Below are 17,164 nucleotides of genomic sequence, written 5' to 3'. Positions count from 1 at the left end.
TAAATATAAAATAATTTACATAGCTTATATATTCCTTAGACAGATTATTTAAAAATATATAGGATTTTGCGATAATTTAACTAATAAATTAAAGGAGATAAGATGTCAAATTTTGAAGAATTAAAAACTAAACTAAAAAAATATATGTCAATTGAAGCTATGTCTAGATATGAAGAACCTGTCGTAGAAGAATTAAAAAAGAATACTAAATCTGATAATTTAGAATTTTTAAGAGATGGATTTGGTTCATTGATTATTAAAAATAAACCTGCTTTAGCTAATGCACCAAAAATTATGATAGCTGCTCATATGGATGAAGTTGGGTACCTAGTTAGAAGTATAGAAGAAAACGGTAATTTATTAGTTTCAACTGTTGGTGGCGTTTGACCAGTTGCAGTTATTGGAACAAAAGCAAAAGTTGTTATGAATAGACTAAACAAGGTAATTTATGGTATTTTTGGACACACATCAATTCATATTTTAGAAGCTGATAAAAGAACAAAAGCACCTACAGAAAAAGAATTATTTGTAGACTGTGGTTTTATGTCTAAAAAAGAAGCTGAAGAATTTGGAATTGAAGTAGGTGACAGAATTTATATGTCAGGCGAATATCTTGAAATGCCAAATAATTTAATAGCTGGTAAAGCTATGGATAACCGTGCTGGTGTAACAATTATTGATATGCTTGCAAATAAAATTAAAGACTTACAACTTCCAAACGAAACATTTATAGTTGGAACAGTGCAAGAAGAAGTTGGAACTAGGGGTGCTAAAACTAGTGTTGGATTAATTAATCCTGATGTTGCTTTTGCAATTGATACAGGAGCATCGCACGATACAACCGGATGTATTAAAGGTACACCAGTTTTAGGCAAAGGTGTAGCTTTATTAATTCAAGATAGAGCTGTTATAACGGATCCAAAATTAGTTGAAATTTTGACTGATATAGCTACAAAACACAATATTCCGGCATATAAATATATTGCTGAAGGCGGTGGGACAGATGGTGCAGAATTGCAATATGGTCTTGGAGGTGTTCCAACTATAACATTAAGCTTACCACAAAGATATTTACATTCACCTATTGGGGTTTGTTCATTAGTAGACTTACAAGCTGCTTTAGATTTAATTTTTGAATTTGTTAAAGCTTTTGATAGCAATATGCTTGCAAAATTAAAAAGACAATAATACTATTTTATCTATTAAACAGGCGTTTTAGTAAAATGTCTGTTTTTTTAAATAAAAAAATGTACAGGTGTGCATTAATTAAGATTTTTATTGTGTTTATAGGCGTAATCTCATAAATTTGTTACATAAGTTTCAAAGTTATATGTTTCTCCATTTATATACACTTCATCGCAATACGAAATTAGTGAATAAAAACTTATTAAACCTATTGGATTATTTGTTGTTTTAATATCTTTTTTAAATGGATTTAATGAAATAGATAAATCTGATTTATTAATTTTGAAAACTACTTTTGATGCGTTTTCTAAAATATTTTGATTTAAATTTGGATTCTCCTTATTTTCCTTTAAAAAAGATTTATTTGAATTTTCTTCTTTTCATTTTTTTATGAATTTATTTAATAAAACATATTTAGAAAAGCTGAAGGAAATAATAATTAAAGCAATAATTGAAATTAATAAAATTAAAAACTCAGCGAAGGTTTTAATAACATAAGTATTATCAAAAATACTTTTTGATGCCGCCATAAACGTTTTAATTTCATTTGTAGTTGTTAATAAAATTATGTTTGTTATGGTAAAAAATAAACTAATTATAATTCATACAATTGAAGATATTAAAGAACCCAATCAAAGAGCTGAAAGTATTTTATTTTTCTTATCTAAACATTCAAAATACGCATCATTAATTTTTATATCCTGATCAATATAATATTTTCTAGTCAAATTTGCTTCGTGAAATATAAGCTTATTGATGGAAGATATAAACATTCAAATTAGGAACCCAATTAAAACAGCTGGCAAAACTAAAGCTGTAAAAATTCAAGAATAATTTCAAGAAAACGATGTAAAACTCATTTTTATACTCCCTTAAGGAAAATTTAATTTAATGTATTAACTATATTTTATTAAAAATAATGTAAGATTGCACTAACTTATAATGCATTTAATACATAAGTATATAATTTAATTATGTTTTTATTAAAAGATAGAAAAAAAGAAATTGAAAACTCATTAGCAGAGAGATTTGCTAATAGACCAATTAAATATTTAAGTATTATTTTTAACCCAGAAAGTGAAATTCCTTACGATCCTGAACATAAATATAAATATTATTTAACTAGAATTTTCAGGGATTTTTATGCTATTTTAGTAGCATTTATTATACTTTTTAGCTTTATAAATTTTTACCTACAACGCAATTTTAGTGAGATAAATAGTAAAGCTGTTAAAACATTTGAATTATTTACATTTATTTTCTTAATTTTTGACATGATTATTCATATCGCGACTTATCCAGCCAGAGATACTGGACACGATAAAATATCAAGATCTATATTTTCGTATTTTTTGACAGGTGGATTTTGAATATCTGTAATTACAATTTTGCCATCATTATATGTAATTAATTTATTTTTTGGAACGGATTATAAAATTTTAGAAGCTTTCAAAGCTTTCAAATTCTTAAGAATTTTAAGATTAATTATGCTTTTAAATATGTTTCCTGCATTTGCAAGCATGTCAAAAGCATTCAAAAACGACAGAGCAATCTTATTTAACATAATTTTATTCGTCGTTTTATTATTATTCTTATTTAGTTTAACAGTTTGATATACAGAAAGTCAATGAGTAATACAACAAGCTAAGGATTTATATATTAAAGAATATAAAGAATTAAATCCCGGCAAAGAAGTAGATTTTGCAGACTTCGCAAAAAGAAGTTCATATTGAATAGATAAGTGATATTCAACAAATCCCGCTGGTTCTTCTACAATAAGAAGTTTTAGCGAAGCATTATACTTTAGTGCTATAACTTTAACAACAATTGGTTATGGAGATTTTACTCCAAAGAGTCCATTTTCAAGAATGATAGTACCTGTTATTTCAATTGTTGGAATTGCCATAATTGCAATTCCTGGTGGTGTTATTTCGGCTACTTTAATCACTTCGTTAAAAGAAACGAAACCAACTAAGAAAGTTGAAAATGAGCAGTCTAAAAATGATGAAAAAGTTCAAGAAGAAGCAGATACTGAACGTGCTAAATTAATTCTCAAAGAGAAAAAAGAAATTTTAGCAATGTTAGATAAAGAAATAGAAAAAATTGCAACAAAAATTATTGAAAACAGAGAAAATAATAATTAGGATTAAGATTAATTACTGAGTTGGCCAATGGCCAATTTTTTTATTTGTTTGATTGTGTATAGTGTATTCACAAAATTATTTTAAATTTTTAATTCTATTTTATACCATTATTGGTAAATTGCTAGGGTATTTTATAAAACACTTTAAACAGTTTTATATTGTTATAATTTAAATAATATTTAAATTAATATATATAACTTTAATGGAGAATTATGAAAATCAAACTTAAACCATTACTTATAACGGGTGGAATATTACTTGTTGCGACCGTTTCATTATCTGTTGGTCTTACATTTATTCCTGTAGGTGATAAAAAAATAGAACATTCATCAAATACTAAAAACGATGATTCCGCTAGCTCAAACGATTCAGGAATTCCATCACTTCCTGGATCAAATAACATTAATGAAAAAACTAAAGAAGAAACCATTGAATTAGATGATAGAAGCAAAAGCTCTGACATAATTTTAGCCAACCAATCAGTTAGATATTTTGCTTTCGGGGATTCAATTGCTGCTGGTTTTGATTCATCGCTTGATAAAGATTATCCAGGTTCATATGATCCAAATACTAAAGTTATTTCTGGTATTTCTTACCCGGTTTATTTAGCTGATTTTATAAGCAAGTTAGGCGAAAATAAGCTTGAATCTTTTCATAATTTTGCAAAAACTAGTTCTACAACTAAAGAGTGAATACAATTATTAACTTACAATGATATTAAAGATAATTTAACAGAAGCTGAGCTAAACAGATTACATAATTTGTTTGGTGATAACTTGGAAGAATTTAGTCAAAAAACAATTCAAGAATTATCAAATGCCAACTTAATTACTATTAATTTAGGTGCGAACGATTTATTTGATTTATTACTTGAAAACATAAATAACATTCCAATTTTTGACTTAATTAATCAAGCTAGAAATAATAACTTAAACTATGCTCAGCTTGTTAGTTCAATTAGTGATTCAATGTCAAATATTTTTGACGAATTATCTAATAGATTAAGCACGCTAAATATGATAGTTAAAAAGTATGCCAAAACTACTAATATTAATTTCATCGGTTATCCTTTGCCAATGCCTCATATTTTCAAAATTATTGACTCAGCTATTAATGGCGAAAATTCAGGTTCACAACTGATAAATGTTGGTTCAATTTTGCTTGATCTATTAAATAAACAAGTTAAATCTAACGCAATTAACAAACAATTTAATTTTATAAATGCATATGATCAAACTTTCTGAAATAAATACTTAAATTTACTTGTTCCAAATCTTTTTGAGATTCACCCTTCATCTCTTGGTTATAAAAAAATGGCACAAGATATATTTGTTAAATTGATCTTGCCATCAAGAAAATTATCTGTGATGAATGCTAATGGCATTAATTTTGACCAAAAGTACTTTTCTACAGACTTTAACAGTTTTTTACTACAATTTGATGTTAATAATCCAATTGAACAGATAACAAAGATTTTTGATGGATCGATGGATCAATTTACGTTCAAAAAAGATCCAATTTATAATGAATTTGATAAAGCAAGAGAGAATGCTGACAAAAATTATTATGATAGGGTTTTAAACAGAAAAGCCTTATATAAAGTTATTTTAGATAAACTATTTTCCGCTTTATTCAATTCTGAAATTTATAAAACAATTGATGAACACGAAAGATTGAAGAACTTCTTATATGATAATAATTCAGAAAACTTAAACCAAATTAAAAACTGATTTATTGATTCTGGATTCTTGCCTAAAAATTTGCTTCAAATACAGCATGAATATTTTGAAACTGATTGGGATAATGATGGGTTACCTGGTGCACTTAATCCTAATTACTATCATTTATTACAGACTTTCAAACAACAATTTACTAGTGAAACGATGCTAATTAAATTTATCGCATCCTTCTTTAAAATACCGTTTTTTGAAAATAAAAAAGATGAAATTAAGTCAATTTTCTCTGAAATAATTCAAAATGTAATAAATGTTTCCGTAGATGATAAAGCAATTGAGGATATTATTAATTGATTGCCAAGTTTAGGTTTAGAAAACTATATTTCTAAATCTGATTTAGTTTATTTAATTAGAACTATTATAAATAATCAAGAATTAAAAAATGCACTAGGCAGTTTATTGTTAAAAATTATTGATAATTCCGATAAATGTGCTGAAGTCCAAAGTTTTAATGGTTTATGGACAACATTTATAACAGATGTTGAAAACCAAAAAATTATAAAAAATATGGTTCACAATGTCTTGGGTAATTTATTTGAAGATACAAGACTAAAAGAAATTACTTCTAAATTTATTACTAAAATTTTAAAAACTAAAACATTATTTTTAACTGAAATTTCAAATGAAGAGGTTGAAGTTTTATTTGAAAAAATTCTTAATAGCGTTGAGCAAATTGAACAAAATTTCAAATTTATAGACTCTTTAGTAAATGATTTTATATCAGAGTTATCGACAAAACCTTTCGGCCAGCTTGATTTTGCAAAAATTATTGAAAATTCTGAAGCTATTTTTGAAAGTAAGTTTTCTGGCGATCAATTGCCTGAATCAATTCTTAATATTGTAAAAATTTTAGTTTCATCTGGTGTTATCGAGCATTCTGAAACAATTGCAAAAATACTCTCAAACGTTATTGTTTATTATAAAAATAATGGTGATTTAGCTCATATTTTAGCTAATAAATTAACTTCTTTAAGTCCTTCTATTTTAGAATTTATTTCTATTGCTGAACTTGAATCATTAATTGATAAAACGTTTTCAACCCCTGAAACATACATCTTAATTAATAATTTATTAAATCATTTATTGAATGTAGATAAAACTGAAATTTTAAATGTATCTTCAATAGACGAATTGATTGCATTATTATTCAAAGATATAACTAATTCTAAAGTTTCTAATAATTTAATACCTTTGCTTGAAAAAGTATCTACATTTGCAGAAACAAGAAAACTATTTTCAAATGTGATTTCAAAATATGTTCCGAATTTTTCTGAAAGCTTAACAATAGGTTCTATTGTAGAAATCTTAAAACAATTATTCAATAATTATAACTTTAAGTTCGTTATAAATGATTTTCTTCAAAAAGGACTATTTAATGGAAGTTTTAGTTTAAATAACTTTAATATTGAAAATTCATTAAAATTATGATTATCTGATGCAGAAAACAATAATATTTTGGCCGAAAAAATAACGCTTGTTCTAAAGGAAACCACTAAGAATGAAGCTGTTTCTGATTCATTAGCTAAAATTATTTATGATTTAATTCAAAATATTAATCAAAATGTTCTTGAAGGAACGAACAAGGATAAAGTTCTTGCGGTTTTAAGTGGTTCATTATCAAAAATTTCTAATATTGATGAAATTCTAAACGTTTTACAACTTATTATTAAGTTTGCTTTGGATGAACTAGGACAAAATGGATTTATATTTAGCGTTGAAACCTTTAAACAAAATGTATATGCCTTATTTACAGACTTATATAATGATATGGATTCCTTTGACACAAAGTTATTAAATGTAATTAAATTAGTTATAACGACACAAGAAATTAATGAAAACAGCGATCAAATAAGCATCATTGGGAGTAATTTAATTAAGTTAATTTCTAATAATGATGATTATATAAACAAAATCTCAACTTATATTAAAAATCAATTAAACGATATAAATTCATATATTGGTGTAAATGATTTAAACAGTTCGTTAAAGAAAATTTTAAATTCAAGTTCATTCATAAATATTCTAAAAAACTCATTAACTAGTATTTTAAGTGCAAACAATTTAAAAGTATTGACGTCTAATTCACTTGGCGAATTGTTCAGTATCCTTTTAACAGATTTAATTAAAAATGCTGATGCATCAGAAATTATAAATTTCGTTAAAGAAGTTCTTGATTATCCCGAAATTATTACTTTAATCAATAATTTAAAAACTCAAAATAATAATGAAATTTTTAACTCATTAACCGCTGAAGAATGAATAGACTTAGCAAAATCAATTTTAAATAACTCAAAGATTTTAAACATAATAAACTCAGCAATATTAGCTGCAGTTAAAGATGAATCGTTTAAATTTACAGATATATTTAATGTTAATACACTCTTAATTAAGATATTAAAGGATAATACTGTAAACGAGTTATTAAAAGAAAATATCACTACACTTATAAACGAATTAGGTTCTAACGCTAACGTTTTAAAATTATTAACTTCATCAATTTTTTACAGTGTCCCTTACAACAATGAAATATTTAAAAATATTTCCTTAAATGAATTTACTGTACTAATTTCAAAAACATCTAATCATATTGAAAAATTAAATGAAATTTTTGATATTTATTCATTTATTCATATTCTTTTAGAAACTGTAAAAAATAGCGAGAAAACTACTATTGATGTAATTTCTGATATTTCTAAAAAATACTTTAGCGACTTATTCACCGAAGAAAAAATTGAAACTAAGATTCTCGAACTACTGAAAATAATTATCCAAGTTAATAACGAACCCGAAGTTAATGGAGTTCTTAAAAAGCTTATTAGTAATATTTTTGAATACTTGATTCAAAATAATGTATTACAAACTGAGTTAGTTAATTTAGTATATATAAGTACTTCTAATTTTGAAGAAATTATTTCAAAAGATAATTTTATAAATCTTATCAATAAAATTTTCCAAAGTGATAGTTTTACAGCTGTTTTAGATAAAATATTGTCTTCATTATTATCGGTAAATACTAATGATATTCAACCTCTTACACTCAAAAAAGTTGTGGATAAACTTGGTAAAGAATTTATAGAAACAGAAGAATTTAATAAATTTATAGAAACTCTTTTCAACACATCAAAAGATGCTGAATTTAATAATTTCATTTCAAAATTAATTTCTAAAATGTTAAATATAGAAGTTGAAAATATTGGTCTTATTGTTAATTCTGTCGCATCAAATCAAAATACCATTTCAATTCTTAAAAACTTTTTAAATAAAGTTGTTTTTAACGATGAAGTTGAATTATCAAATTTATGGGATGCTGATTTTATAATCAAAAAATGATTTGCAGAAAATGCAAACGATACTGAATTTAAAAATCTTGCAAAGAATTTAATTACTGAAATAATCAAAGATGAAACATTAACGAATAAACTTTCTGAATTTATTTATTCTATTATTAATTCAAAATATCCTCGAGTATTCCAAAATATTGCAAAAGAGCAAGTTGTTTCATTCTTAAATGACTTATTGAAAAACGCTGTTAATATTTACTCAGTTATTGATTCTGAATTTAATATTTTAGATAAATTATTTAATGAATTAGCCACAAATGGATTAAATGTTGACTGAAATGATTTCCAAAACGAGCTATTAATCAGTCTTAAAGACAAGTTTTCTGGAGCTGATTCATTAAATGCAATTCAATCATTAATAAAAGTATTAAATAAAGATCAATTTTTGACAAGAAATAAAGATTTAGTAAAATCATTGCTTTCAAATATCATTAGAGAGTTGACAAATCAAGAATCAATTTTAGATATTATTAATAGTTGATTTAGTAAAACAATCACAAACTTTAATGATTATGTTTCAAAAGAATTATTAAAAGATATTATTCAAAAAACTATTAATTTAGAATCATTAAACTCATTATTTAGTGTTGCTATTGACACAATAATAAGTTTAGAAACTATTGAACATACTGAAACATTAACATATAATGAATTACTAAAATTATTAATCAATAAGCTAAATACTGAAAATCATAATGATTCTGCATATGTTTTATTAACAGGATTTTTAGGTTTAAATGAAGTTAAACAAATAATAGCTAAATTGGTTGAAGTTAATCTTCCTAACTATTCTAATATTCTTAATTTAAGTACTATATCGCATTTGGTTGATTCTGCTATTACAGATGAAAACTTTGCGTTTGTTCTTAAAGACTTTATTGATAAAGCATTATTAAATCAAGAAATTGATGTTAATAATTTTGACTTTGCTGTAATTATTAAAAAATGACTTTCAAACGAAGAAAATAATAAAGTTATAGCTTCTAAACTTGCAGAATTTGTTAAATCCCAAGCAACTGATAATAAAACTGTTGAAATCGCATCCGAAGCCATATATCAATTAATTGTGTCTAATACAACAATATTAAATAATGCTAATAAGCAAAATATTATTGCTTTAATTAGAAATACATTAGTTCAACTTCCTGAATTAGACAAAATTTTACAAATTAATAGCTCAATATTTGAAGTGGTGCTCAAAGAATTATCTACAGAAGGCTTACAAATTAATTTATCACAATTAATAAGTAAATTAAAAGATTTATTTAATGAAAAAATAATTAAAAATGCAGATTTTGACAATATTTTATTGAATATTTTAAAACCTGTTTTATTATCTGGATTAACAACTCAATATGTTGATGATATTAATTTAGTTTTGGCAAATACAATTGATTATGTATTAGCTAATTCTGATCTTAAATCAGAGTTAATTAACTTTATTTATGCAAAAGTTAATAAATTGGAATCATATATTTCAAAAGATGATTTTGACGTATTAATCAGTGAAATAGCAAAATCTGTAAATGTAAGAGCTATATTAACAGATTCAATTAATGCAATATTAAACACAGACAAAAATCAAATTAATAGTATTAGTTCACTAGCAGACTTAACGGATTTATTATTAAATACTATTCTTAAAAATCTAAATACGGATAATGTTATTGAATTATTAAAAGAAGTAAGCAATAAAGAAATATTTACAAAACTTATTAATAGCATGCTTCAACAATCTGAAAGTGATATTTTAAAAGGTGTAAATTCTACTGATTTAATTAAAATAATAAAATTATTAATAAATGATGAAAATGTTAAACCAGCTATAAAACAGACTTGAACAGAAATAACTTCAAAAGATGAGTTTTCTATTAGTCAGTTTGCTAATTGAAAATTAATCCTTCTTTCATTAGCTAAAAGTGATTCATTTAAGGATCTTCTGCTTGCCGGAAATAACTCACTTATAACCAAGTTGTTGCAGAATTCAGCATTACAAAAAATCATTGGTAAATTAATATATGATAATATCCCATCAAGTTATAAATTGTTTGAAAATATTACAATAGACCAATTTAATAGTCTTTTTGGCCAAATTGCAAATAATTATGATGTTTTAAAATCAATCTTTGATATTAATAATTTATTAATCAAAATTATTGATTATATTAAAAGTACAAATGGCAATATTGAATTAGTTCAAATTCAAAATATTGTTAGAGAACACTTTACGAATATGTTTTCAAATGAAAATATTGAAAACACAATACTGCAATTATTCAAAGAACTAAATGGCAGTATTTCAGACGCAAATAAAGAAACATTAAAAATAATATTAAGCAATCTAATTGATTATTTAGTTAATTCAAATTTAATTACAGATAATATTTCAAAGGTTGTTTATTCAAGATATCCATCGTTAACTACTTATATTACAAAAGACAAATTTAACGAACTATTAAATAGAGTATTTAACCAAAACAACTTCAAAACAGTTGTAAATGAATTACTAAAAAAATTATTTAGTTTGGAAAATTCATTCATACAAAATGCTAAAAATCTAAAAACTATTATTAATAAGGTAATCATTGACTTTGTTAATAATGATAGTTTTAATACATTAAAAGAATTATTAAAATATGTCATTGATGATGAAGAGTTTGATGATTTAATAACTAAATTATTATCTAAATTTGTAAGCATTAATGCCGAAGAACTTAAGCAAGTTTCACATTTATTAATTAATGATAGTGATTTTGCTTACTTATATAAGGATTTCATAATTAACGTTTTATTTGCTGAAAACACTACTTTTGAAAACATTACTGACGCAGATTTCTTGGTTAAAAAATGATTTACTCTAAACCAAAATAATACTGAGTTTAAAAATCACGTTAAGGATTTTGTATTTACTCTAATCCAAAATGAAAATGTTAAATCAACGGTCGCTAAGTCAATTCTTGAATACTTGAAACAATATCCTCTAATTAGTTCAAATATATCAAATGATAAATTTGAAAACTTAATTAAACAACTGTTGTCTGATTTTAAAGGTATATACGAATTATTTGATAATAATTACAGTATTTTAGATGAATTGATTAATGAATTAGCCATAAATGGAATTAATGCAACATTTAATGCCATTTTAAATGGTTTATTAGATAGATTTAAGGTGAAATTCAACAAAGATAACTTTAATGATTTCTTTGTGGTTTTTGTTAGAAAAATAAATGAAAATAATTTAATTACAAATAATAAAGACACTATAAAACAACTCATTTTAAATATTGTTAAAATGCTTGCTGAAAATGGATTAATTTCTGATTCACTTGCTGATTTAATTTATAACGCTAATGAAAAAGTTAAAATCTTTATAACTAAAGATCAAATTAAAAACATAATGCAAAGTACATTTGCTTCAAGTGAATTTACGGATTTATTAAGTGCTATAGCTGAGTCATTATTAAATATTGATGCCAATGTTCTTCAAACTTCAACAAACGCAAAACAATTGTTAGATATTGCCTTTAAACAAATTGTAGAACAAGGAGCGTTTGATAAGGTTTATAAAGTAATTCAAAAAGTATTTGAATTTGACGATATGCATACATTGTTACAAAACGCTTTAAACTATGCTTTTGAAGCAAATCCTCCTATTTTCTCGAAAGAAACTGTTCAAAGAGTTGTTGAATTACTAACTAATAATGACAATATAAAATCTATTATTAAAAGCTTCTTAACTAATGCAATTTTCAATGATTCAATAACTCTTGAAAACTTATCAGATATTAATGTTTTATTACTACAATGACTTAAAATAGAAGAAAATAAAACTAATGCTTCTGGTGATTTAAAAGCTATTGCACAAGTTTTATTAAATGATGAAAATGTAAAACACGTAATTGCCATATTAATCTATAAAACAATTGCTAAAGAAGAAATTCTTGTTAAAGATATAGATGAGAATGCTGGTATTGAACTAATTAAAAATATGTTAGGTTCATTTAATACTTTTACTCAAATTTTGGGACTTGAAGATTCATTATTCAGCTTGTTTATAGATAATTTAGCTAAAAATGGTTCAAATATTAATATAGAAGAATTATCTAATGATTTATTTGTGAAAATCTCTGCTAAATTTAATCAAGATAATTGAGAAAATACTTTTGTTGAATTATTCAAAAAATCAGTTCAGGTTGCTAACCCATCCCAAAATAAATCATTATTAAATCAGTTATTAACCAATATTTTTGAATATGTAAGTAGAAGTGAAAATATTGGACTTAAGATATATGCATTATTGCCAGAAAAAATCAAATCTCTAATTAATGTTATAACTCCTGCTGACTTTAATGAATTATTTACTTCATTATTTGTAGCTAATGAAGATACAAAAGAAATTATTAATATGTTCATTGCAGATATTGAAATTAATCAAAGTCAATATGAAAATGCAACATCGTTAATTGATATTCTAAAAATCTTTATTAAAAATAAAGACAATATAACAAAACTATCAACTAGACTTGAAAATATTTTTGCTAAATCATTAGAACACGATTCTATTAAGAAATTACTTACTGAATTATGAAAGAAAAATATAAGTCCTTATGGAGTGGATGTTAATTCTGCTGAAAACATTGCTTTTGTAAATGATTTACTTCAAGAATTACCTGAATTATTTAGAAACTTGAAGTTGATTTCTAAAACTTTAGAAGCAATTAATCAAAGTATTGAAAGCACTAATAATATTTCAGAATTCTTATCAGCTTTACCAAAAGCACTATTAAACAGCCTTGAACTTAAAGAATACTCATTTGTGAAAACAATTTTAAATTCTAAAGTAGCTCAAACTCATCATGAAGTATTAAAACAAGATATATTACAAGTTATTAATGGAATAACTTCAAATGATGAATTATTAAATAAACTAATAAGCGATTTTGATTTAGTTTCACTTATGACTGGTTTAGGTTTAACCCAAGAAAAAGCTAATACTTTCTGAAACCAATTATTTAAATCTGAAAATGTTAAAACAATCTTATCTACCTTATTAAATGAGGTTTTAGACAATGTAAGCGAATATGCAAAATTAAATTCTTGAACTGAAGTATTGTCAAAAATTTTCCAATCTTCAAATATTACTACAGTTCGTGAAGCTTTAAAAGCTTGATATAAACAAGCTACTGAAAACGCACCTGAAATTTTTAATGCGGTTGGAACTATTATTGCTGGAGAACTTAAAAAATCAGGCTATACAATTGATACAGCCGAAGAAGGCCAAATTCAAAAATTTATGCTTTCTTTAGCAAAAGCAATACCTCATACAAGAATATTGGATGATATTATTGATGCTGTGTTTGAAGAAATTAAAAATATGTCGTCAAGAACTGATAATTCAAACTTTGGAACTAATATTTTAGGAGCAATTAAACGCGGAGCTCTTAAATTTATTAGTAATAGTAGTGGAAAAGTTTCATTATCAAAAATCTTTGATAATATCCCTGTATTTAAAACACTTATGAATAATTTAAATGCAGAAGACTATTCTAACTTTATTAATATTTTATTCTCTAGTGCTCCAGTAACTACTTCAGAAGGTTTATACAAAATGATGTTTGATTCTAAATCAAATGATAATCCTGTAGAAGTAGGTGCTTCTGGTATTTGAGATATTATTAGAGGTAAATTAGAAGATTTAATTTCAGCTTTTATTACTCCATTAATGAATAATTACTTGAGAGAATTAGAAGAAAAGCAAACATATAATACCGTTATGGAAGTTAAGCAAAATATTCAAGGATATCAATCTATTTGAAGAGTATATTCATTCTTAGCGGCTATTTTATACACTAATACGCCTTCTGGTTTATTCTGAAATGCAACTAATTTAACCTCGGAAGCTAAATTAAGAAATGGCTTTAGAAATGCTTATATTGAGGCTTTAAAACAACACCCAACAGTTTATGATAAATATAAAAACAATCTTAAAGTAATAGGTTTAAGTGGCCAAAATAATCCTAATACAGAATTCTGAGCTGGTATGGATGAATATTGATACACATCAACATCTAATAGAATTAGTTATAGATGATATGGTTCGGATTTCGTGTTAGCATATATTTACTATCAAGATTGAGATGATCATTTATACAACAAAGGTAAAACCTTGAAACAAGCTTTAGTTGAAGCAATGCATACAGGTTATATGCCTATGCTTGGCAAAAAATAGGAGAAATTATGACAAAGGAAATATTTAAAGAAAAGTTAATTACATACTTAGAATTAGAAGGTATGTCAAGAAATGAACAAGCTGTAGCTAAAGCTTTAGTTAATAGTGTAAATACTAATATTTATGAAGTAAGTTATGACAATTTTGGTTCTGCTATCTTATATAAAAAATCAAAAGATACTAATGCCCCAAAATTTATGGTAGCAGCTCATATGGATGAAGTTGGTTTTATTGTTAAATCAATTGAACCAACTGGACATATAAAATTAGATTCTGTTGGCGGTATTTGACCTAACGTGGTTATTGGTACTAAAGCTAGCTTAATCAATTCTAAAGGCGTTAGATATGAAGGTGTTTTTGGACATACATCAATTCACATTATGGAAGCCGAAAAAGTTAAACAAGCTGTAACGTTAAAGGATTTATATGCTGATTTCGGTTTCTTAAATAAAGAAGATGCTTTAAATAATAATGTGGAAGTAGGTAACTTAGTTTTAATGTCTGGCGAAACAATTAGATTTGCTAATAACGATTTAATTGGTGGTAAAGCTATGGATAACCGTGCCGGTGTATGTGTTTTAGAACATATAGCTAAAGAACTTGAAAACATTGATTTAGGTGTTGATTTATACCTAGTTGGAACCACACAAGAAGAAGTTGGAACTAGAGGAGCTAAAACCAGCTTAAGTTTAATTAATCCTGATTTCGCAATTGCATTAGATACTACAAGTAGTCATGACACTCCCGGATGCATTCAAGGAACAACTCAATTAACTAAAGGTGCTGCCTTAAGAATTATGGATAGAGGTATGATGGCAAACCCTAAATTAGTTGAATTTATGTGTGAAATAGGCAGAAATAACAAAATTGATCATTATAAATTTGTTGCTATGGGTGGAGGAACAGATGCTGCTGAACTGCAATATGCTAAAGGTGGAGCAATTACTTTAACAGTATCACTACCTCAGAGATATTTACACTCACCAATTGGAGTTTGTTCTATTGATGATTTAATTAGTGCAACTAAACTCATAACAGAAACCATAAAAGCCATTAATAGTGAAGTTTATGGTAAAATATTTAAATATAACTAAGTAAAGGAGAAAATATGGGAACAGGTGGATGAATAGGAATTATCATAGGTGTTGCTATACTTTGTATAGTTATTGGTGGTTTTGCTGGTTTCTTTATTGCTAAAAAGAAATTTGAAAAAACCTTACGTGAAAACCCTCCTATTACAAGAAATATGATTAAAGCTATGTTTAATCAAATGGGCCGTAAAGCTTCAGAAAGTCAAATTAATGCTGTTATGCGTTCAATGACTAACGCTAAAAATAACGAAAAATAATTACTGAACTTATCCAGATTTGGATAAGTTTTTATTTATAACATTTATACAAATCTATGTAATTTAACATAAATTAATTTATGTTATTATTTTATTAATATGAGTAATAAAAGAATGGTACCTGAGGTTAGGTTTAAGGGGTATGATGACAGTTGAGCTAAATCTAAGATTTTAGATTGTATTTCAAAAGGTGCTTCTGGTAATACACCTAACACTAAAAATAGAACCTTCTATGAAGGAGATATTCCATTTTTAAATATATCTGATATTACATCTAATTCAAATATTATTTATGATACTGAAAAGCATATTACTCGTGAAGCGGTGAACTCTTGTACGTGAATTGTACCGAGCAATTCTATCTCACTCGCAATGTATGCTTCTGTTGGAAAAGTATGTATTCTTATGAATGATATGACAACTTCTCAAGCTATGTTTAATATGATTTTGAAAGAAAATCATAGCCCTTATTTTATGCTTCAAAATTTTGAATTAATAAATTATAAGAACAAATGAATTGAATTAATTTCAACAGGTACCCAGCCAAACTTAAATGCGGAAAAAATTCAAAATTTCGAATTACATTATCCAGCTTACCAAGAACAATCTAAAATAGGTGAATTCTTCAAAAATATAGATAACTTAATTACTCAAACTACTACTAACTTAGATAAGTTAAAAGATGTTAAAAAGTCTTTACTTAATAAGATGTTTCCATGCGAAGGGAAATTAGTTCCTGAGATTAGGTTTTCGCAATTTAACGATTTATGAAAAGTCGTTAAATTGAATGAAATTAGTAGGTATACTATTTCCAATCTTAATGTTTCAGATGCAAATTATAATGGTAAATATGCTCTATATGACGCTCTTTGCAAAATAGGTTATACAGATAAAATGGCTATAAATAAGCCATATATAACAATCATTAAGGATGGTGCAGGCATTGGAAGAGTTAGAGTCTTACCGGAAAATACAATGTTTATTGGGACTATGGGTGCGATTCATAATAATCAGGAAGTTAATATAAATTTTTTATATCATATTATGTCTAAATTTGATTTTTCAATATCTTCTATTGGAACTGCGATCCCGCATATATATTGGTCAGACTATTCTGAAAATTTAGTAAAAATTTCAGAACTTGTTGAACAGTCAAAAATCGCTGAATTTTTGACTGC

Annotated in this window: 7 protein-coding genes; 6 read left to right on the top strand and 1 reads right to left on the bottom strand. The window is 25.5% G+C overall.

What is annotated here, in order from left to right:
- Positions 1-102 precede the first annotated feature (102 nt).
- The gene (locus tag T390_RS0101185; protein WP_027334715.1) at positions 103-1,188 is read left to right on the top strand and encodes a zinc-binding metallopeptidase family protein; all 1,086 of its coding nucleotides are present in this window, start codon (positions 103-105) and stop codon (positions 1,186-1,188) included.
- 74 nt (positions 1,189-1,262) lie between these two features.
- Here the strand turns inward: T390_RS0101185 and T390_RS0101180 are convergent, their stop codons facing one another.
- Entirely contained in the window at positions 1,263-2,045 is a 783-nt protein-coding gene (locus T390_RS0101180) for a hypothetical protein (protein WP_027334714.1), read from the bottom strand.
- A gap of 114 nt (positions 2,046-2,159) precedes the next feature.
- Between T390_RS0101180 and T390_RS0101175 the strand changes: the two genes are divergently transcribed.
- From T390_RS0101175 to T390_RS03985, 5 genes are all read left to right on the top strand, one after another.
- Positions 2,160-3,329, top strand: coding sequence for a potassium channel family protein (locus T390_RS0101175; protein ID WP_027334713.1), 1,170 nt, complete (start codon positions 2,160-2,162; stop codon positions 3,327-3,329).
- A 212-nt stretch (positions 3,330-3,541) separates the two neighbouring features.
- A complete protein-coding gene (locus T390_RS0101170) occupies positions 3,542-14,638 on the top strand; it encodes an SGNH/GDSL hydrolase family protein (protein ID WP_027334712.1) in 11,097 nt (3,698 codons plus the stop codon).
- 8 nt (positions 14,639-14,646) lie between these two features.
- The gene (locus tag T390_RS0101165) at positions 14,647-15,732 is read left to right on the top strand and encodes a zinc-binding metallopeptidase family protein (RefSeq protein ID WP_027334711.1); all 1,086 of its coding nucleotides are present in this window, start codon (positions 14,647-14,649) and stop codon (positions 15,730-15,732) included.
- A gap of 14 nt (positions 15,733-15,746) precedes the next feature.
- Positions 15,747-15,986: a YneF family protein gene (locus T390_RS0101160; protein ID WP_027334710.1), complete on the top strand. Its 240-nt coding sequence runs from the start codon at positions 15,747-15,749 to the stop codon at positions 15,984-15,986.
- A gap of 99 nt (positions 15,987-16,085) precedes the next feature.
- The coding region (locus T390_RS03985; protein ID WP_156930737.1) for a restriction endonuclease subunit S at positions 16,086-17,164 on the top strand (1,079 nt) is incomplete at its 3' end.

It is taken from the genome of Mycoplasmopsis felifaucium ATCC 43428 (assembly GCF_000687775.1).
Taxonomy (GTDB): domain Bacteria; phylum Bacillota_I; class Bacilli_A; order Mycoplasmatales; family Metamycoplasmataceae; genus Mycoplasmopsis; species Mycoplasmopsis felifaucium.
This window is presented reverse-complemented; position numbering and strand designations above follow the sequence as displayed.